General features: G+C 45.5%; 21 protein-coding genes and 1 pseudogene. All 22 read right to left on the bottom strand.

Annotated elements, in window-relative coordinates; all coding sequences use genetic code 11:
- Positions 1–19: 19 nt before the first annotated feature.
- The 22 genes and pseudogenes from BQ7364_RS08875 to BQ7364_RS08770 all read right to left on the bottom strand — a co-directional run bounded on the left by BQ7364_RS08875 (position 20) and on the right by BQ7364_RS08770 (position 19,254).
- Positions 20–844 carry a glycosyltransferase gene (locus tag BQ7364_RS08875; protein ID WP_072684385.1) on the bottom strand — a complete coding sequence of 275 codons (825 nt, stop codon included), beginning with the start codon at positions 842–844 and terminating at the stop codon, positions 20–22.
- A 37-nt stretch (positions 845–881) separates the two neighbouring features.
- Positions 882–1,484, bottom strand: coding sequence for a dTDP-4-dehydrorhamnose 3,5-epimerase (rfbC, locus tag BQ7364_RS08870; protein WP_072684384.1), 603 nt, complete (start codon positions 1,482–1,484; stop codon positions 882–884).
- Positions 1,485–1,499: 15 nt separating this feature from the next.
- On the bottom strand, positions 1,500–1,991 hold the full coding sequence (locus BQ7364_RS08865) for an SDR family oxidoreductase (RefSeq protein ID WP_234973167.1): 492 nt from the start codon (positions 1,989–1,991) through the stop codon (positions 1,500–1,502).
- A 32-nt stretch (positions 1,992–2,023) separates the two neighbouring features.
- Complete coding sequence (locus tag BQ7364_RS08860; RefSeq protein WP_234973166.1) at positions 2,024–2,431, bottom strand: dTDP-4-dehydrorhamnose 3,5-epimerase family protein; 408 nt, start codon at positions 2,429–2,431, stop codon at positions 2,024–2,026.
- A gap of 23 nt (positions 2,432–2,454) precedes the next feature.
- Positions 2,455–3,369 carry a dTDP-4-dehydrorhamnose reductase gene (gene rfbD, locus BQ7364_RS08855; protein WP_072684383.1) on the bottom strand — a complete coding sequence of 305 codons (915 nt, stop codon included), beginning with the start codon at positions 3,367–3,369 and terminating at the stop codon, positions 2,455–2,457.
- Positions 3,370–3,389: 20 nt separating this feature from the next.
- Positions 3,390–4,409 (bottom strand): dTDP-glucose 4,6-dehydratase, encoded by a 1,020-nt coding sequence (rfbB, locus tag BQ7364_RS08850; RefSeq protein WP_072684382.1) that lies wholly within the window; start codon positions 4,407–4,409, stop codon positions 3,390–3,392.
- Between the two features lie 72 nt (positions 4,410–4,481).
- Positions 4,482–5,378 (bottom strand): glucose-1-phosphate thymidylyltransferase RfbA, encoded by an 897-nt coding sequence (gene rfbA / locus BQ7364_RS08845; protein WP_072684381.1) that lies wholly within the window; start codon positions 5,376–5,378, stop codon positions 4,482–4,484.
- A gap of 175 nt (positions 5,379–5,553) precedes the next feature.
- On the bottom strand, positions 5,554–6,021 hold the full coding sequence (locus tag BQ7364_RS08840) for a DUF1972 domain-containing protein (protein ID WP_083538506.1): 468 nt from the start codon (positions 6,019–6,021) through the stop codon (positions 5,554–5,556).
- Positions 6,022–6,981: 960 nt separating this feature from the next.
- Positions 6,982–7,455, bottom strand: a pseudogene (locus BQ7364_RS08835) (hypothetical protein); the annotation flags it as partial.
- Positions 7,452–7,934, bottom strand: a complete 483-nt coding sequence (locus BQ7364_RS08830) for a glycosyltransferase family 4 protein (RefSeq protein WP_234973165.1) — start codon at positions 7,932–7,934, stop codon at positions 7,452–7,454. The gene BQ7364_RS08830 and the pseudogene BQ7364_RS08835, both read right to left, overlap by 4 nt.
- A gap of 501 nt (positions 7,935–8,435) precedes the next feature.
- Positions 8,436–9,197, bottom strand: a complete 762-nt coding sequence (locus BQ7364_RS08825) for a tyrosine-protein phosphatase (protein ID WP_072684380.1) — start codon at positions 9,195–9,197, stop codon at positions 8,436–8,438.
- Entirely contained in the window at positions 9,194–9,949 is a 756-nt protein-coding gene (locus BQ7364_RS08820; protein WP_072684379.1) for a CpsD/CapB family tyrosine-protein kinase, read from the bottom strand. The genes BQ7364_RS08825 and BQ7364_RS08820 overlap by 4 nt, the downstream gene beginning before the upstream one ends.
- Entirely contained in the window at positions 9,949–10,656 is a 708-nt protein-coding gene (locus BQ7364_RS08815; protein WP_072684378.1) for a YveK family protein, read from the bottom strand. The genes BQ7364_RS08820 and BQ7364_RS08815 overlap by 1 nt, the downstream gene beginning before the upstream one ends.
- Before the next feature lie 40 nt (positions 10,657–10,696).
- Positions 10,697–11,755 (bottom strand): LCP family protein, encoded by a 1,059-nt coding sequence (locus BQ7364_RS08810; protein WP_072684377.1) that lies wholly within the window; start codon positions 11,753–11,755, stop codon positions 10,697–10,699.
- A 115-nt stretch (positions 11,756–11,870) separates the two neighbouring features.
- Entirely contained in the window at positions 11,871–12,383 is a 513-nt protein-coding gene (locus BQ7364_RS08805; protein WP_072684376.1) for a transcription termination/antitermination NusG family protein, read from the bottom strand.
- Positions 12,383–13,063, bottom strand: a complete 681-nt coding sequence (locus tag BQ7364_RS08800; protein ID WP_072684375.1) for a sugar transferase — start codon at positions 13,061–13,063, stop codon at positions 12,383–12,385. The genes BQ7364_RS08805 and BQ7364_RS08800 overlap by 1 nt, the downstream gene beginning before the upstream one ends.
- A gap of 483 nt (positions 13,064–13,546) precedes the next feature.
- The gene (locus tag BQ7364_RS08795; RefSeq protein WP_234973164.1) at positions 13,547–13,756 is read right to left on the bottom strand and encodes a hypothetical protein; all 210 of its coding nucleotides are present in this window, start codon (positions 13,754–13,756) and stop codon (positions 13,547–13,549) included.
- A 56-nt stretch (positions 13,757–13,812) separates the two neighbouring features.
- Complete coding sequence (locus BQ7364_RS08790) at positions 13,813–14,199, bottom strand: hypothetical protein (RefSeq protein WP_072684373.1); 387 nt, start codon at positions 14,197–14,199, stop codon at positions 13,813–13,815.
- An 82-nt stretch (positions 14,200–14,281) separates the two neighbouring features.
- Complete coding sequence (locus tag BQ7364_RS08785) at positions 14,282–16,036, bottom strand: NADH-dependent [FeFe] hydrogenase, group A6 (RefSeq protein ID WP_072684372.1); 1,755 nt, start codon at positions 16,034–16,036, stop codon at positions 14,282–14,284.
- A 16-nt stretch (positions 16,037–16,052) separates the two neighbouring features.
- Entirely contained in the window at positions 16,053–17,939 is a 1,887-nt protein-coding gene (locus BQ7364_RS08780; RefSeq protein ID WP_234973163.1) for an NADH-quinone oxidoreductase subunit NuoF, read from the bottom strand.
- 21 nt (positions 17,940–17,960) lie between these two features.
- Positions 17,961–18,455, bottom strand: a complete 495-nt coding sequence (locus BQ7364_RS08775; RefSeq protein WP_072684371.1) for an NADH-quinone oxidoreductase subunit NuoE family protein — start codon at positions 18,453–18,455, stop codon at positions 17,961–17,963.
- Between the two features lie 43 nt (positions 18,456–18,498).
- Complete coding sequence (locus BQ7364_RS08770) at positions 18,499–19,254, bottom strand: ABC transporter permease (protein WP_072684370.1); 756 nt, start codon at positions 19,252–19,254, stop codon at positions 18,499–18,501.
- Between the last annotated feature and the right edge of the window lie 4 nt (positions 19,255–19,258).

The raw sequence follows: 19,258 nt of genomic DNA, 5'->3' as shown, positions 1-19,258 counted from the left end.
AATTGTCCTCAATCTATTTTTATCGCAACAACTTCAAATAGACAGCTTTACGTAATGTATTCGGTAGAACACATACAAATGCCTGCCCCAAACCACTAATGCAAAAATCTGTCAGCGACATATATCCTTTTTTGTGCTGGTTCCATTTAAAGTTCAAAACTGTTCTTGCGTATTTTAATCCACCGCGTCTTTTAAAGAAATCCTCACTTGTTCTAATATAGTACAAATTTTCTTGAATATTATAACTATGCACATTGTATTCCAGCACCATTCTTGCAAAAAGATCATAGTCTTCATATAATGGAACAGAGTGATAGTTTCCGCTTCTGATTACGGCACTTTTCTTGTACATTACTGTTGGATGCAGAATAGCACACCTACGGCGCATAAATTTTGTGATTTCATCATGTGTTTCAGGTACTCGATGAACTGACACAATGTTGTCTTTTTCTCCAATAAATTCCGCCTCGAATGACCCAACCATCTCTAACTTTGAATCCTTTTCAAAGGCAGCAAGTTGTTTTTCGCATCGAGTTTTTTCTGATACATCATCAGAATCCATTCTCGCAATCAGTTCATTTTTGGATACAACAACACCTTTTGCAAGTGCTGGTCCAAGTCCAAGATTTGTTTCATTCGAAATTATAGTAAATAAGCCTGGACATTTCTGATCGTAATATTCCACAACTGCTTCCAGTTCTGTTGTTAACGGACCATCTTTAACAAGAATAAACTCATCAGGCGGAATCGTTTGGTCGAGCATACTCTGAATGCTTAATTTTAAATACTCAGCCTTTTCTTTTATGTACACAGACATTAAAACTGTATATGGGGTATTTTTCATAGTTCTATCCTACCTTCTAGTTTTTTTTTGCTTTAAATCAAAACTTGAAGGTATCCTTCAGTCCCAGCCACTTCTGGTCCTTATCACTCAAATTCAATGCAGTACCATCTTCCAGCATGTAGCCTTCTGCACTTGCACTGCCCTTGTATTCGCCCTCCAGTTTCGGCCACTGGATACCGATCTCAGGGTCATTCCAGCCCAGGCCGCCTTCATCACCAGGATGATAAAAATCCGTTACCTTATAGCAGAACTTCGCTACGTCTGAGAGCACCAGGAATCCATGTGCAAATCCTTCAGAGATATAAAACTGTTTATTGTTTTCCTCGCTTAATTCCACACCAAACCACTGACCATAAGTCTTACTGCCTGATCGCAGATCAACGGCCACATCAAATACTGTTCCCTGGATTACACGTACCAGTTTGCCCTGCGGATACTGCTTCTGGAAGTGTAAACCACGCAGCACACCTTTCGTACTCATTGACTGATTATCCTGAACAAACACCATATCCAGGCCAGCTTCATGCATATCATTCTGATTGTATGTTTCTACGAAATAACCCCGACTGTCTCCATGTACTGTAGGCTCAATCACATACAGCCCATCAATGGGGGCTTTCGTCACTTTAATCTGTCCCATATTTCAATTTTCTCCTTACAATTTTGTCTCTTTCGGATAGCGGCCGACGGCATCACGCCAAGTAAGAAGTGGGGTAAATCCATTCTCTACCAGTTTTTTCTTGTCCAAACGACTGTTAAAGGGTCTTGCCGCTTTACTCAGACCATATTCTTCCGTGGTTACAGGAATTATCTTTGTTTTTAAGCCATACTGCTTATAAAACTCACAGCAGAAGTCATACCAACTGATGTATCCGGATTTGCTTCCGGACTGTTCGGCTTCCTTTTCGCTCAATTCGGCATTTGTCGCATGATAATAGCCATACTTCTCTGTCTCACATATATCGACCAGAAGACGAGCCAGATCATAGGTGTAGGTCGGAGTTCCGATCTGGTCGTTGACCACCCGCACCTCATCATGGGTTTTTCCCACGTTTATCATGGTCTTGATGAAATTCTTACCATTCAGACCAAATACCCAGGCGATACGGACAATGAAGTATTTTTCTAAGGTGCTGCTAACAGCCAATTCTCCTTCCAGCTTGGTCTGGCCATATACATTCAGCGGCTTGTAATCCTTGCAGTCTGGCTCTCAAGGCTCAGTACCCTTGCCGTTGAACACATCAAAAACTGCTTTTTATTTTCCTCGGTCAGCTCAATGCCGTACCACTTACCATAGGTATCGCTGCCAGAACGTAGATCAACTGCTACATCGAACACGCTGCCCTTGATCACACGCACCAGCTTGGTCTGGGGAAAGTTTTTCTGGAAATGCAGACCACGCAGCACCCCCTTAGTGCTCATAGACTGGTTGTCCTGCACAAAGTTAATAATGATACCGTTCTCTTCCATATCCCGCTGGCTATAGGTTTCCATGAAATATCCACGGCTGTCTCCATGCACAGCAGGTTCAATTACACACAGGCCCTCAATGCCTGCAACATTCTTTTCGACTTTAATCTGTCCCATTGTCTTACCTCTATATAAAGCTTTTAATACTCAATTTCCTTCAGATAACGGCTCAGCGCATCCTGCCAAGTAGGAAGCGGCTCAAATCCAGCTTCCACCAGCTTGCTCTTGTCCAGTCGGCTGTTAAACGGACGAGCTGCCTTGCTTAGACCATACTCCTCTGTGGTTACCGGCACCACATTGGTGGTATATCCTGCCTGCTTGAAAATCTCGCAGGTGAAATCATACCAGCTGATGTAACCGCCCTCGTTGGTAGCATGGTAGTAGCCGTACTTCTCGGTTTCGACCATGTCCACCAGCAGTCTGGCAAGGTCATAGGTATAGGTCGGAGTACCAATCTGGTCATTGACCACACGGACAGTTTCAAACTTCTTACCCACATTCAACATGGTCTTGATGAAGTTCTTTCCGTTGACACCAAAGACCCATGCAATACGGACAATGAAGTATTTATCCAGCGTATTAGAAACCGCCAACTCGCCTTCCAGCTTGGTCTGACCATATACATTCAAAGGCTTGTAGTCCTTGCAGTCCGGCTGCCAAGGTTCTGTACCCTGTCCGTCAAACACATAATCGGTGCCGATATAGACCATCTTGCTGTCCAGCTTCTTGCAAACATTGGCAATATTCTGCGTACCACCGGCGTTGATGGCACGAACTTTTTCTACCTTATCGTCATCCTCAGCCATATCTACGGCAGTCCAGGCTGCACAGTGAACCACTACATCCGGCTTTACTTCGGCAATGACCTTTTCTACCATTTCAGCATCGGTAATATCCATCTGAACATAAGGCATAGTGGTCACAGCAGTACCATCCTGTGCGCCGCTGTATTCCGGGGCGATATCCGTACCAACACCCTCATAGCCACGCTTTGCCAGTTCATTCATTACATCGTGTCCGAGCTGTCCGCCGACACCTGTTACGAATACTTTCATTCCACAATCCCCCTCAGACTTTAGCGATTACCGTACATTTTCTCGTAGTAGTTCTGGTACTCGCCGGAAATAATGGTTTCCCACCATTCCTTGTTATCCAGATACCACTGGATAGTCTTCTGAATGCCGTCCTTGAACATAGTCTCCGGCAGCCAGCCCAGTTCATTGTGGATCTTAGTCGGGTCGATGGCATAACGCATATCGTGACCCTTACGGTCGGTAACATGAGTAATCAGGGAATAAGGCTTACCCAGCGCATCACAGATGATCTTAACAATGTCGATGTTCTTCATCTCATTGTGGCCACCGATGTTGTAGACCTCGCCCACACGACCCTTATGGATAATCAGGTCGATTGCCTTGCAGTGATCCTCCACATACAGCCAGTCACGGACATTCAGACCTTCACCGTAAACAGGCAGAGGCTTATCTGCCAGAGCGTTAGCAATCATCAGAGGAATCAGCTTCTCAGGGAAGTGATACGGACCATAGTTATTGGAGCAACGGCTGATGGTCACAGGCAGACCATAGGTACGGTTGTAAGCCATAACCAGCAGATCGGCCGCAGCCTTGGAAGAAGAATACGGACTGCTGGTGTGGATCGGGGTTTCCTCGGTAAAGAACAGGTCAGGACGATCCAGCGGCAGGTCACCATACACCTCATCGGTAGAAACCTGATGATAACGGGTAATGCCGTACTTGCGACAGGCATCCATCAGAGTAGCCGTACCCATGATGTTGGTCTGGAGGAAGATGCCAGGATCTTTGATAGAGCGGTCAACATGGCTCTCAGCTGCAAAGTTGACTACGATATCGGGATGTTCTTCCTCGAACAGCTTGTACACACCCTCACGGTCGCAGATATCCAACTTCACAAAACGGAAGTTAGGATTCTCCATCACAGGAGCCAGCGTGGACAGGTTGCCAGCATAGGTCAGCTTGTCCAAACAGACAATGCGATAGTCAGGGTATTTCTTCAGCATATGGAACACAAAGTTGCTTCCGATAAATCCGGCACCGCCGGTAACAATAATAGTCATAATATGTATCCTCTCTTAATAACGCCTTGCGCGGGTATTTTTTGATTTTTTGTAGTTTAATAATATATGTGCTTAATACAGATGCTCCTGGTACTTACCATCCAGAACATCTTTCAGGTACTGGCCGTACTGGTTCTTCTTGAGCAGTTCATAAACTTCCAGAACTTCTTCTTTGGAAATCCAACCATTCAAGTAAGCGATTTCTTCCAGACAAGCAATCTTACGATGCTGGTGAGTTTCCACCGTCTTGACGAAATTGGTTGCATCCACCAAGCTCTCGTGCGTACCGGTATCCAGCCAAGTGAAGCCCTGACCCAGCAGCTCCACGTTCAAACTGCCATCTTCCAGATAGATACGGTTCAGATCAGTGATTTCCAGCTCACCACGGGCAGAAGGTTTCAGGTTCTTTGCATACTCGACCACACGGTTGTCATAGAAGTACAAACCAGTGACACAATAGTTGCTCTTCGGCTTGACAGGCTTTTCTTCAATAGAAACTGCCTTACCGTTTGCATCGAACTCCACAATACCGAAACGCTCTGGATCATCCACATAGTAGCCGAACACAGTTGCACCCTTGCCGGACTCTGCATTCTCGACAGCAGCCTTCAAACGCTTCTTCAAACCATGCCCTGCAAAAATATTGTCACCCAGAACCATTGCTACCGTATCGTCACCAATGAAATCTGCACCGATGATGAATGCCTGTGCCAGACCATCCGGGGAAGGCTGAACTGCATAAGTCAGATTTACACCAAACTGGTGACCATCGCCCAGCAGATCCTGGAAACGAGGGGTATCCTGCGGTGTAGAAATAATAAGGATGTCGCGGATGCCCGCATTCATCAGAACCGATATCGGATAATAAATCATCGGTTTATCATAAATCGGAAGCAGCTGCTTCGAGGTCACTCTGGTCAGAGGATAAAGACGGGTACCAGAACCGCCTGCAAGAATAATGCCTTTCATGTTGCATTCCTCCTAATTGTTTATGTTTTTACATTTGTGAATTTCAAATTCATTTCTATATAAACTCCCCGGCTGTTAACCGAAGAGAAAACTCTCAAATTTATTGTTTCCTACAAACGACATTGGAAACCAGCGATATTTAAGCTCTGTTTCATCGGAGGTTTTCTATTATTTCTCATGCTGCTACCTCCATATTTTGTGTCCCTATTATCACTCCGGCACCATCCGGATTCAGATAAACCTTTCCGCCCAGCTTATGTATCTTCTTATAAAAATGCCCTATGAACGGTCCAATTCGGCAGGCCAGTATATAGACAATCGGATTCTGAATCCCATTCTTTTCAATGTATTTACAACAATATTTAAGTGCCACTACATCGTAGTAGATTGCCACCGCCGAGCCGATGTTCAGCACAGGAATCTTAAAACAGTGAGCATTCTGAAATTCAAATTCAGAATCGCTTATTTTGGTCACACCCTCAAGTTTACTTTCATCCATGCAACCATCTCCATTTGCCTTACAAGCTACATGGTATTTAATTTTTTCATTATTCTGATGATATTCCGTCAGCTTATAAACAAACGTCTCATACCCACCGTAAGCTCCAAGTGACTTGGAGCCAACTATAAACACATGCTGCATTTCTTTTCTCCTCTTAGCTCTTTATATTTATTTTTTCATTACATTCATCCATTCTCTTCACACTACCTTATCCCTATATGTGTTGCATAATTTTGAGGAATTGATCGCTAGTTGAATTTTCAATCTACGAGTCAACTTCAAAATTTTTCTCCTGACACGGCAAAAAGCCCATAACGGCTGCTATAAAACAGACCGCCACAGGCTCAAGTCAACCTCCCTCTTTTCTATTTTCATGCTCATTTGATTGGGTCAAAACAGAGCAACCAGAAGCCTGCCTCTATCTCAGGTCTCAGCGGCTCTGTTCTTTCCTTGCATGAAAAATTGAAACAGGAAATCAACTTAAGCCGCTGAAACCTTTGTAAATAAAGGCTTTCTTGGATTTGTCCCTATTATAACTCCATCACCAAGCATTGCGATATTTAGTTGTCTATTTTATTCTGCTTATTCATTTTCATCCCACCTAGTATTTTCTATTTTCAGTTTTTACCAACTAAACTTTCTCGGATACACCTACCCACTTGTTGCTATCTTCCTATATTTCTTTCTCCGCAATAAATCATTTTGGATAAACTCCCTGTCGCAGTGAATCCTATTTTTATACACTTCCAAACTGTCCTCATCCGCCAAAACTCTTGATTTCAAGCCATTTTCCAGTCCTCATATGAACATTATCACTATGCTCAATCCTCTATCCAAAATGCAGATTTTCCACGTACTAAATCACTTTGGATAGACCTAAGATACACATAACCACCTGTATCCACCGTCAGAAGATCAATTTTTACCGTTATTTACTGATTCCCCTGTGAAGATGATGCTGAATTACGTGTTCAAATGACATTATCACTATCCACTCTATGTCTATCCAAAATACCAATTTTCACCCATTCCAGCCTCATGAGCACCTCATCCCCCATGATTCTTCCTGTCATTTCCCCTCACTAATATCACAGGGCAGACATTTGTAGGTGCTGCTATTACAACAAAATCCGCATCAGCGTATGCGGTCTTCGCATCCAGCGTTGCGGTCAAATTCAATTTTTTCTTTGCGAGGTACTTCTCAATATAATCATCTTGAATCGGAGACTTGCGGTTGTTAATCAGATCAACCTTCTCCGGAACAATATCAACTGCGGTTACCTGATGGTGCTGAGAAAGCAATGTGGCAATCGACAAACCAACATAACCTTTCTTCTCAATGGTCGGAACAGTTTTCAGTTTCACGCCTTTATACTCAGACTTGACCTCTCCATCAAACTCGGCACCAGAAACATGGTGTCCTTTCCGGTTGTAACAGGTAACGGAATGACCCAGCTGAACCATCCTTGTGGACAGCTCTTCCACAACTATCTCAATTCCACCCTCGCGTGAAGGAATGCGTTTGTGGCCGAGCATCGCAATTCTCAATTTGTCCGTAGAATTCTTACCCGTCATGCTGCACCTCCTGTAATGAGGTTCAAGGCTCCATTGAAAGAAAAGAATGAGCTTTTTTGTGTCCCTATTATGCCTCCAGCACCATGAATCGTTGCGATACATCTCTTACCGAACATCTTCGGCAGCCACAGCACTGCACATGGACCCTCTGCGTGGAAATGAACCACATCATATCTTCCAAATGCAGCTTTTAAAGCGGCAAAAAAAGATGAACTTATTGCAGCAAAGCCCTTCTTATCAATCGTACAGACTGATTTAAGGCGAACACCCTTGTACTCGCTCAATGCACTGTCATCGAATTCTTTGCCACTTACATGATGTCCCTTACGGTTATAGCAGGTCACATGATGTCCCTGTTCAACTATCCGGGTAGATAATTCTTCTACAACGATTTCAATTCCGCCTTCTCTTGACGGAATACGTTTATGGCCCAACATCGCTATTTTCAGTTTTTTGCTGTTTACTTTTCCATTCATCATTTACTATACTCTCCCTCAAATATTCCCACGATGGGAGCGTCTTTATTTCATCCAAACTCCAGTCAAAACCGGTTTTGAAACTTTTTCTTCTTCAGCCACGACAAACAGCGGGTAGATTTTTTATATGCGCTGCGGCATACCTACCCTCCTTATGTCGAACAAAAGTCCCGTGTTTACGGGCTTTTTGTTTATTTTCGGGTAAGAAAATATGAACTAAGAGACGAGCCTTTCTTTCTCTGCTATCTCTTGCTCCAATTATGCCACATCAATATTTACCATAGTCATAATTATATTAAGATTACTGCTGGCTATATGGAGAAATACGAAATGGATTACACGAATTAAGAAAGTGTCAATTGAACACAGATAATGAACAAGTTACTAAATAAAAAGGCCTACTTGCCAAAGTAGACCATTAAACAAATTTCTTTGAACTCTGGTAAATTTCGTTAATTTTTTGAATAATGAAAGATATACGCAATAGTATGACCGGAATCAATGTCAGGAATAAAATATTTTCAAATTTAATTTTCGTTTCTTTTTCTGAATTTTCTTAATCTGATAATGAAAAGTTTTTCCATTGTCTAAAATTTTTCTTGGATTTTCCTCAATCAATTGGAATGCTATGGTATTTCCAAATTCTTCTTCAAGAAATGCTTTTGCTTCTGAGAGTACGCAAGGTCGATGTTCGTTATGCGCGTCGCTGGCTACAAAGCTGACAAAGCCATGTTCGATCATAGAAACAAGAACTTTCTTTGTTTCTTTCTTAAATAAACTATTTTGGTTTGCTTGTAAATAATATCCTTCGTTCAGCCACCGCAAACAGAAGTTCGGGTCTCCCTGAACATAACTATACCGTTCTGGATGCGCGATAATGATTCGATATCTTAGTGCCAGCTCATAAAGAATTTCATCATATTCATCTTTATAATTTTGAAATGGAAACTCGACTAGGATATAATCTGATTCAGCTAAGGTTAAGATTTCACCTTTTTCTAACAGTTCTGGTAAGTCAGGATGAATATAGAGCTCATTCCCAAGATGAAGCTTAATTGGCCCTTTATAAGCCTGTTTCAATTCATTGAATCGTTCTACAAGCTCTGGCGTTTTCATCCGGAACTCTCCATTCTTCATAAAATGAGGAGTAACGATGAGTTCTGTGATTCCATCCATTTCTGCTTGCTTCAATAAAAAAAGTGATTCTTCTATGTCCTGACTTCCATCGTCAACTCCTGAAATCAAATGACTATGAATATCGATCATTTCTTCTTATCACTCTTTTTCGTGATGGATGAAATGATTGAATTCTTCTTTTTCTTCTGTGTTGTCTTTTTCTGCGTATCACTATATCGATAACCATAGCTGTTATAGTATTTTCGATGAACCGGCATCATCGTCATGACGATTCCAATGACATTCACTTGTGTCTGTTCTAATTGATCCTTGACTCGAAGTAATTCTTTCCGGTCATTCCGATTCGAGGCACAGACTAAAATCGTACCATCGCAATACGAAGCTGCCACAATGCCATCGGTAACCAATCCAACCGGAGGGCAATCCAAGAGGATTAAATCATATTCTTTCTTTCTCTCCTCGATGAATTCTTTCAAGGCGTTCGACTGGATAAACTCAGAAGCAAATGGAATCTTCGTTCCTGCGGTAATGACATCCACATTTTCATAAGGTTGTAAAACAACTTCCTCAAATTCAGCTTGATGACCGATGATATCCGAGATTCCTTTTTTATTCTTTAACTTCAGTTTCTTATGAATCGTTGGCATACGTAAATCTAAATCAATGACTAAGACTTTTTTCTGCAACTGAGCGTAAACCATGGCTAAATTGAGGACACAGGTACTTTTTCCTTCTTGAGCTGTTGTTGATATAATATTAATGACCTTCATATCCCGATCAAAGTTCCGCATCAAAATATTGGTTCTCAAAGTTCGGTAAGCTTCGGAAGCGGGTGCATCCGGATCAATTAAGGTAATCAGTTCGTCGCCGACTCTTAACATTACTCTGCACCTCCTGTCCCATGCGTCATATCGGGGATTAAACCGATAATCGGATAATCAAAAATCTGTTTCATTTCTTCTTCGGTCCGGATATTTCGATCATTCAATAAGAGATATACTACAATACAGCCGTCAATAACACACCCAAGTAAGAAACCAATCAATGTATTTTTAATATTCGAAGGACTAGATTTTTTTTCTGGAATCTTTGCGGTATTTAAAACGGTGATATTCTCAATGTTCATAATGGAATAAATCTTATCTCGAAAAACGTCCACAATCTCATTCGCAATCACTGCGGCTTCTTTGGGATCCTTTGACGTTACCGCAATCGTAATGACTTCCGTATCTTTCACAGAGCTGATCTTAACGATTTTCTGATATCCTTCCGTATCTAAATCTTCTAATTTCAGATTCTGAATCACCTCATCACTGATCGCTTCACTCTTCAAAATCTCGCTATAGGTATTCACCAGCTTTTGTGATGTTTGAAGATCGTTATAGCTAATCTGTTGACTGTCCGGATTGGATTTCTGGACAATAATCAGCTTTGCTTCCGCTGTGTATTTCTTAGGTATCAGAAACAGTGTGATCAAAGCAGCCACAATCGAAGCGGCCACGATAATCAGCGCGAAGGGTTTGAAATGTTTTTTGATGATTTCAAATACTTGCGACAGATCAATTTCAATTTCGTCGTTCTCGTTCATTTTTCTTTTCTCCCTTTTCTCTTCTCACTAAAAAAGAACCTTATTCAGGTCCTCCAAATTTCTCATAGATTGACTTCTCAAGTTCAATTACCTTTGTACTTGGCTGATAATTTTCCATTTCATAGATGTTCTCATGAATATCCTTCACCATCTGTTGATAACTATCCATTACATACAAAGGACTGAAATCATTATATTCTACAGTTTTGTAGATAGCTTCCATTCCGGTAGAAGGAATCTGGTATTGATCAATATGCTTTAAATCAAAGGTCAGTAAATTCATAATATAATTCTTAATTTGATCGTTAGTCAGATTCGTTTCGATCCAAGGCATCATGTCTTCGACGATATCCATCAGTTCCCAAAAGTTTTTCGTTCTGAGTTCTGTCAGGATGGCCATAATGACGGTGTTCTGACGTTTCATGCGATGGAAGTCATCATCAATGGTCCGGATCCGGCAATACTCTTTCACTTGTTGACCATTCAGATGATAAACCCCGTCATCGCCGTCAATTTGTAAATCACGAATCTTTTGATGCGTTTCTTCGGCTGTCAGATAAAGATCAATTCCACCGACTAAATCGACCAACTTTACCGTTGCTTCAAAGCTGAATCCAACATATTGCGTAATATCCATATCAAAATTCAAATTGATCGTCTGAATCGCTAACTCAGGACCTCCGCGCCAATGGGCGTGATTCAACTTATCATAATCATTGTAAGGTTCCGGAAGATAGACTAGAGTATCTCGTTGTAATGAAGTGATTTTAATTTTCTTCGCGTTAAAATCTAAAGAGACAATCTTTGTCGCATCTGACCGTTGCATTTCAGTATCAGTCCACTCGTTCCAATCCTGATTGTCGGAACCGAATAAAGCAATATTCACAATTTTATGATCCTGCACTTGATCTTTAACTTCCTGATTCACCATTGCTTGTTCATCGGTCAGTTTCTTTGAACGGTTAGTCTTATTTAATAAAGAATCTACATACAAATTTCCGCTGATGCCAATCACAGCGATTAAACCTATTAACGTACCCGCCACAATCAACAAAATCTTTGTTTTGTTTCTTTTCTGTTTTTTCTTCAATTTTGTCACATCCTTGTCGATTAATAAAAAAAGGTAGGCTTCGCCACCTCAAGCTTCCGATGAGTTTGTAAAAAATAACCATGAAAGTGAATTGGAAGTGCCCATGCAACTATCCAAATCAAATTCAATCATTTTGTTTAACAATCAATCCAAGGTAAAGCAACATCATCTGGCCGCAGATCTGAAACTGAACCTGCGCGGTTCGTTGATGCCGGTCAATCTTCTTTATCCGCGATTCCAATCCTTGCAAAGGTCCGGATTCGACAATTAATTGCCTCTCGTTTAAGACACCGGTTGAAATCGGAATTACATGCTGCTCATTCATTAATGAATTCAGGAAAAGTCGTTCATCTTCCTGCAAGGAGAAATACACTTTTCCTTCTAAATGAATCCGCCGGGATAAATTTGAATGCTGAGAAAGCCATTCGTTGAACTGCTTTGTAAATTCAGCTTGAGGGAAATCGCTGGCAATCATGATCGTTCCTGGAAACAACAGCCGTTCTACCCAGATCACCAATTCCTGCTTTTTGAAATAACGTTGTTTCTTTGGTAAGAAAGCTTCGAAAGGCGAGCTTTTCATTAATTCCAGGACATCTTCTTCATGATGCTTTTCAACTTCAACAAAATACCAGCGCATCACATTGCCCCCTTTCTTAAAAGGACAATCCGCAATGTTTTCAACAAGATCTTGAAATCCCACAGCAAGTTCCAGTTTTCGACATATTCTTTATCCAGCTCGCAGCGGTTGTGGAAACTGAGATCACTTCGCCCTCGGACTTGCCACAACCCGCCCAAGCCAGGTTTGACCTGAATAATCTGATTATAATATTCACCCATATCTTCTTTCTCCCGCGGCAGATAAGGACGGGGGCCAATCAGCGTCATTTCACCCTTCAAAACGTTGATTAACTGTGGAAATTCATCGAGCGACGTCTTTCTTAAAAATTCTCCCGCGGCGGTGATGCGCGGATCCTGTCTTAATTTTTTATGTATTGTATATTCTTCCCGGATCTTGGAATCCGTCTTCATCAACTGTTCAAGGACGGCTTCTGCATTTGGAATCATCGATCGAAATTTGATCATTTCAAACGGTTTGCCATCCTTGCCAATTCGCGTCTGTTTAAAGAACACCGGATCATAATCGCCTTCCTGATGATTTTTATGACGGACATAGAAGTAAAGTGGAATCAGAAGCAGACATCCGACAATCCCCGCCAGGATATCAATGAGACGCTTAATCCCTTTGCTGATCCATTTTTTAATTGATAATGATACCGATATCCTTGTTCTAAGCTCGATGCTTTCTCCTTTGGTCATGCTGCTCCCCCTCTCTCGATGGGAATCAGTTCATAAAAAAAGAACTGCTTCCTTCGCCCCCTGCGAAATCTCTAACAGTCGCTAACCGTCAGATAATATACACTTTTTTTGACAATCAAAATTGAATGAAAAAAACTGATAAAATCGTTTATTTTTAATACATGTCTCATTATAAATGGCTTATTTCCTCATGTCAATAATAGTGTGATTTTTTTGCCATAAAAAAGGGTTTAAATGTAATCAACTGTTAAATTTATGTCCTAAACAGTTATTCATAAGAGATTTTATAACAAAGTAAATCCTAACAAAAATACAAAAAAAGACTCAGAAAAATATACTGAAGTCTCATATAACGCGCTCTAACCTTGAACTAATTCATTCTGAATTTCAACGCGATTGGATTATGAGCAGAATACCGATAGTCCTTCTAGATATTCTCCGCTGTCGCCATAAGATTATCCGAAACTAAGAATTCGTCGACAATTACCTGGTACATGACACCCGCGTCTCAAATGGAATAACCGCGCCACGGCAAGCCGCAGTTTCATCGACGTTATCTACCCGAACAAAGTGATACCCCTCTGCCAGAGATGCAGTGTTCATCACAAAAATCCAATCCGGAACCTGCTTGTGGGAAGGAAAGAAATCCAGCGTATCGGTGATATTGTGATTGAAATCACCTCTCGCGATCATATAATTTCTCTGTTCGCGCTCCTGGATCAGCACCTGGTTGAGCAAAGCCAACTACTTCATGTGAAATTCACATCGACTTCCTGCAAGAATATAAAATCTGGCGATGATTGTTGGATCAGAGCGAGACTGCCCTGCGTATTGGCAATCACTGCTTCCTTGCTTAAAGCCCGGCCATGCTTTCCCCGCGTCGCTTTCCCGTCTTTCATCTTTCCGGTATCCATGAAGAAAGAATAGTCGTCCGAATACGCTCCAAAGCCGAGATTGTACGTCATCAGCGTATACTCCTGATCAACATCGAGCCGCGCCGGCGGATTGTTCACCGTCTCCACGCTTTGAAAATCCGCGATCCGGTAGTAATTGACCTGCATGAAAATCCCATAGCCAATGATCAAAGCGATCAGCCCGGCGATCACCGCGCCGACACCTTTTACAATCTTTTTCAATGTCCCGCACTCCTTCCGCAAAAAGCGAAAGAAGGAAAAACATGAAGTCCTTCCCTCTTTGCCTTATCTTTTAACAACTGTCTTATTTGAAACGTTCTTTTTTGGAATACGTCGTATGAAGCAGCTCATGCGCCAGCGGACTTCCCGGTTCTTTCAGAAATTGATCATACAGCGCGATGATCTGCGGATTCTCATGCGATTTACGCACACTCTGCAGCGCGTCCTCATCATATAACGCCTTTGCCCGTTCCTTCTTCCAGTCAATCGGCTTAAAGCCGTTGCGGATCGACGCGTTGATAATCGGCTGACCGCCGCCGTTGATGCAGCCGCCCGGGCAGCCCATGATCTCGATGAAATGATACGGCGAGGTGCCGGCGCGGATTTCATCCAGCAGCGGCTTGGCACAGCTCATACTGGAAGCGACCGCGACTTTAACCTGCATCCCCGCGACCTCCAGCTCCGCCGTCTTCACACCTTCCATACCCCGGACAACCGTGAAGTCCAGACTATCCAGTGGTTTGTTTTCCAGCGTTTCCTTGACGGTTCTTAACGCCGCTTCCATGACCCCGCCGCTGGCGCCGAAGATCACGCCGGCTCCGGAATATTGTCCGAACATATCCTGATCAAAATCTTCATCCGGCAGATTCTCAAAATTGATTCCATACATCTTGATCAGCCGCCCTAATTCTCTCGTCGTCAGGACAACGTCCACATCCGCCACGCCATCCTTGCGCATTTCCGGGCGGACGACCTCCGCCTTCTTCGCGGTGCACGGCATGATGGAAACGACCGTGATCTTGCGCGGATCCAGATTATGCGTCTGCGCGTAATAAGATTTCAGAATCGCGCCGAACATCATGTGCGGCGACTTGCAGGAACTCAAATGCTCCAGCAGATCCGGATATTCAAATTCACAATACCGGATCCAGCCTGGCGAACAGCTTGTGATCATCGGCAGCACACCCTGATGCTGGACGCGCTCAATGAACTCATGGCCTTCCTCCATGATCGTCAGATCCGCGGCATAGTTGGTATCATAGACGCGGTCAAACCCGATCCGCCGCAGCGCTGCGGCCATCCTGCCGGTAACGCGCGTGCCGATCGGCAGGCCGAACTCCTCGCCTAACGCTGCGCGTACCGCCGGGGCCGTCTGGACGATGACATGCTGATCCGGATCGTTCAGCGCTTCAATGACGCGGTGAATGTCTTCTTTTTCAAACAAAGCGCCGACCGGGCAGGCGTTGACGCATTGACCGCACTGCATGCAGTTGACATCGTTGAAGCTCTTATCAAAGACCGGCGCGACCTTGGTGTTGAAGCCGCGGTTGATAAAGCTCAGAATGCCCAAACCCTGAACCTTCTTGCAGGTTTCAATGCAGCGTCCGCACAGCACGCACTTGGACGTGTCGCGGACGATCCCCGGCGCAACCTCATCAAACGTCGGCGGTGTTTTCTCCCCTTCATAACGCACCTTGCGGATCCCCAGCTGCTGTGCCAGCTTCTGCAGCTCACAGTTCTGGTTGCGGATGCAGGAAAGGCAATCGCCGCAATGGTTGGACAGAATCAGTTCGACGGTGTGCTTACGCGCTTCCAAAGCGCGTTGGGAATTGGTGAAGACCTCCATTCCCTCGCTGACCGGATATACACACGCGGCGCCCAGGCTTTTCGCGCCTTTGATCTCAACTGTGCAGACGCGGCAGGCGCCGGTTTTGTTGACGTCTTTTAAATAACAGAGCGTTGGGATCTGGATGCCTGCGGCCCGCGCCGCTTCCAGGATGGTGGAACCCGGCTCGGCCTGAACCGGGATATTATTGATCTTTAAATTGATTTTCGTCATGTTTCCGCGGCCCTCCTTAATCGCGCTTGACCGCACCGAAGCGGCAGGTCTCCATACAAGCGCCGCACTTGATGCACTTGTCGTGGTCGATCACATATGGTTTCTGGCCCGGAACGCCGCTGATCGCGCCGACCGGACAGTTGCGGGCACACATCGAACATTTGCGGCACTTCTCCGGATCGATCGAATAATGCAGCAGCTTCTTGCAGACGCCGGCCGGGCAGCGTTTTTCTTTGACGTGCGCTTCATATTCGTCGCGGAATAAGCGCAGCGTCGACAGCACCGGATTGGCGGCGGTCTGACCTAAACCGCATAACGCGGTATCCTTGATCATCTTGCCCAGCGTTTCCAGCTCGTCCAGCGTTTCCATCGTTCCGCGGCCTTCGCAGATATCCGTCAGCAGTTCCAGCATGCGCTTGGTGCCGACGCGGCACGGCGTACATTTGCCGCACGATTCGTCGACGATAAACTCCATGTAGAAGCGCGCGACGTCGACCATGCAGTTGTCCTCGTCCAAAACGATCATTCCGCCGGACCCCATCATCGAGCCCAAAGCGATCAGATTGTCAAAGTCAATCGGCGTATCCAGATCCTCTACGGTCAGGCAGCCGCCGCTTGGGCCGCCGGTCTGCACCGCTTTGAACTTCTTGCCGTTCGGGCAGCCGCCGCCGATTTCATAAATCACCTCGCGCAGCGTCGTACCCATCGGAATCTCAACCAGTCCGGTGTTGACGATTTTACCGCCTAACGCAAAGACCTTGGTACCCTTGGATTTCTCCGTACCGATCGCACTGAACCAGCCGGAGCCCTTCAGGATAATCTGTGCCACATTGGCGTAGGTTTCAACGTTGTTGATAATCGTCGGCTTGCCCCAGACGCCGCTGACCGCCGGGAACGGCGGCTTCGGCACCGGCATGCCGCGCTTGCCTTCGATCGACTGGATCAGCGCGGTTTCCTCACCGCAGACAAACGCGCCCGCACCCAGACGGATCTCAATATCAAAGCTGAAGTCCGTACCTAAAATATGCTCGCCGAACAGACCAAGTTCCTTCGCCTGTCCGATCGCAATCTGCAAGCGTTTTACCGCGATCGGGTATTCCGCGCGGATATACACATACCCCTGCTGGGCGCCGATCGCATAGCCCGCGATCGCCATCGCTTCCAACACGGCATGCGGATCGCCTTCCAAAATCGAACGATCCATAAATGCGCCCGGATCCCCTTCGTCGGCGTTGCAGATAACATACTTGTCGCCCGCCGGCTGATCTGCCGCAAACTGCCATTTCACACCGGTCGGGAATCCCCCGCCGCCGCGGCCGCGCAGGCCGGATTTCTTAATTTCGTCGATCACTTCCTGCGGCTGCATTTCATGCAGCACTTTCGCCAGCGCTTCATAGCCGTCGCGGGCGATGTATTCGCGGATATTCTCCGGATCGAGCTGACCGCAGTTTTTCAACGCGATCCGCTGCTGCTTGGCATAAAAGCGGATCTTGTCGATATCAAAGATCTTTTCCTGCGTGATTTCATCAATGTCGTTCATCTCCAGCCGTTTTACCGGCTGACCGCCGATGAAGTGCTGTTCGATGATCTCGCCGACATCGTCCGGTTTGACATGGCAGTAGAAAATTTTATCGGGATAGACCGCGACGATCGGCCCTTTCTGGCACAGACCGAAACAGCCGGTCTTGATGACGCGGACTTCCTGATCCAGACCGCGGGCGGTTAACTGCTGCTGCATCTGCTCCATGATCAGCGCCGAAGATGACGATGTGCATCCGGTGCCGGCACAGACTAAAACATGCAGCCGTTCCGACCCCGCTGCGGCCGAAGCTCCCGGATTGCGCAATGCGATTTCCTTCGCCGCGCTCGCCCGGAGTTCGCGAAGTTCATTCCATGATTTCATGTGCTTCTCCTCTTTCTTCTTTTACTGAACGCCGGACTCGGTTTTAATGATCGCTTTGATCCGGTCCTCCAGCGCGGTGGAGCTGGTCGCGTTGCCGTATACCTGATCGTCCAGAATCGCTACCGGCGCTAATCCGCATGCCCCCAGACAGCGCGTCGCATCGAGCGAAAACAGACCGTCGGCGCTCGTCTGGTTGACCTTCGTTCCGGTCAGATCGCAAATCCGCTGCAGTAAATCCGCCGATCCTTTGACATAACAGGCTGTGCCCATGCACACATTGATGACATGCTTGCCCTTCGGTTCGGTCGTAAACTGCGTATAGAACGTGACGACACCATACACCTCGGCAGCTGAAACGCCTGACGCTGCGGCAATTTTCTCCATTGCTTCAAACGGAATATAGCCCAGCTCTTTCTGGACGTCGTGCAGCATCAGCTTCACCGGTCCCAGCCGGCCGCGATGCCGATCGACGATCCGATCGATGACCTGCACCGACTGTTCGTTGAGTTTCCCCATCCTTTCACCTCCACGTGTTATTTGGGTTTCTATATTGAAAACATCACAGGGATGATTCAACCTTTTTCTGCAGCCAGCTGAACAAGCCGTCCGCCGCCGCGCTGATCAGAATAATCCACAGCGTCCAGGCGAACAACCCCGTCATATCCAGCGCGATCCGCGCCGCATACGACATCTGCCGGCCGATTCCAATTCTCACCTGCGTCAGCACCTCCGCCATGACGCAGACCCGCAAGCCTAAGCCGAAGCCGGTTTTCATCGCCGACAACAGATGCGGCAAAGCCTGCGGAAGACGTACTTTCCAGAAAACAGACACGGATCTTTCCGGGTAGCATCGCAGCACATCCTGCAGCTCGCTGTCCAATAGATCCTGGCTTAACAAAACCGCTGTATAAAAGACCGGGAACAGCACGCAGAAGCTGGTGACCATGACGCTGCCTTCGCTGCCCAGCCAGATCAGGAAAATCATAATGTAGGACAAATTGGGAATCGTTTTGACAATCACCTCAAGCGGTTCGATCAAGCGCCGGATCACCGGCTGCGTCGCCGCCGCAAACCCGCAGACCAACGCGAGGATCAGCGAAATTCCAAAGCCCTTGAGCATCCGCCCCAGAGTACTCAGCGTCTGTGCGTAGAAGGCCGGCTGCGATACATCCGCAAGCATCCGCCGCGCCACGTCCAGAGGCATCGGGATCAAAATGTCGTTATTGACGCTCATCGCCAGCAGCTGCCAGAGGATCATCAGGATCACGATCGTAAGGAATTGTTCTTTTTTCAAACCGGTTCGCTGTTTTCTCATGGAT

The sequence above is a fragment of the Holdemania sp. Marseille-P2844 genome, assembly GCF_900120005.1.
Classification (GTDB): Bacteria; Bacillota_I; Bacilli_A; order Erysipelotrichales; family Erysipelotrichaceae; genus Holdemania.
This window is presented reverse-complemented; position numbering and strand designations above follow the sequence as displayed.

Excerpts from the sequence above, each read along its gene's own strand:
- BQ7364_RS08875 (WP_072684385.1), bottom strand. The coding sequence starts at position 844 with ATGAAAAATACCCCATATACAGTTTTAATGTCTGTGTACATAAAAGAA.
- rfbC (WP_072684384.1), bottom strand. The coding sequence starts at position 1,484 with ATGGGACAGATTAAAGTGACGAAAGCCCCCATTGATGGGCTGTATGTG.
- BQ7364_RS08860 (WP_234973166.1), bottom strand. The coding sequence starts at position 2,431 with ATGGGACAGATTAAAGTCGAAAAGAATGTTGCAGGCATTGAGGGCCTG.
- rfbD (WP_072684383.1), bottom strand. The coding sequence starts at position 3,369 with ATGAAAGTATTCGTAACAGGTGTCGGCGGACAGCTCGGACACGATGTA.
- rfbB (WP_072684382.1), bottom strand. The coding sequence starts at position 4,409 with ATGACTATTATTGTTACCGGCGGTGCCGGATTTATCGGAAGCAACTTT.
- rfbA (WP_072684381.1), bottom strand. The coding sequence starts at position 5,378 with ATGAAAGGCATTATTCTTGCAGGCGGTTCTGGTACCCGTCTTTATCCT.
- BQ7364_RS08840 (WP_083538506.1), bottom strand. The coding sequence starts at position 6,021 with ATGCAGCATGTGTTTATAGTTGGCTCCAAGTCACTTGGAGCTTACGGT.
- BQ7364_RS08830 (WP_234973165.1), bottom strand. The coding sequence starts at position 7,934 with ATGATGAATGGAAAAGTAAACAGCAAAAAACTGAAAATAGCGATGTTG.
- BQ7364_RS08825 (WP_072684380.1), bottom strand. The coding sequence starts at position 9,197 with ATGATCGATATTCATAGTCATTTGATTTCAGGAGTTGACGATGGAAGT.
- BQ7364_RS08820 (WP_072684379.1), bottom strand. The coding sequence starts at position 9,949 with ATGTTAAGAGTCGGCGACGAACTGATTACCTTAATTGATCCGGATGCA.
- BQ7364_RS08815 (WP_072684378.1), bottom strand. The coding sequence starts at position 10,656 with ATGAACGAGAACGACGAAATTGAAATTGATCTGTCGCAAGTATTTGAA.
- BQ7364_RS08805 (WP_072684376.1), bottom strand. The coding sequence starts at position 12,383 with ATGCGCTGGTATTTTGTTGAAGTTGAAAAGCATCATGAAGAAGATGTC.
- BQ7364_RS08800 (WP_072684375.1), bottom strand. The coding sequence starts at position 13,063 with ATGACCAAAGGAGAAAGCATCGAGCTTAGAACAAGGATATCGGTATCA.
- BQ7364_RS08795 (WP_234973164.1), bottom strand. The coding sequence starts at position 13,756 with ATGATCGCGAGAGGTGATTTCAATCACAATATCACCGATACGCTGGAT.
- BQ7364_RS08785 (WP_072684372.1), bottom strand. The coding sequence starts at position 16,036 with ATGACGAAAATCAATTTAAAGATCAATAATATCCCGGTTCAGGCCGAG.
- BQ7364_RS08780 (WP_234973163.1), bottom strand. The coding sequence starts at position 17,939 with ATGAAATCATGGAATGAACTTCGCGAACTCCGGGCGAGCGCGGCGAAG.
- BQ7364_RS08775 (WP_072684371.1), bottom strand. The coding sequence starts at position 18,455 with ATGGGGAAACTCAACGAACAGTCGGTGCAGGTCATCGATCGGATCGTC.
- BQ7364_RS08770 (WP_072684370.1), bottom strand. The coding sequence starts at position 19,254 with ATGAGAAAACAGCGAACCGGTTTGAAAAAAGAACAATTCCTTACGATC.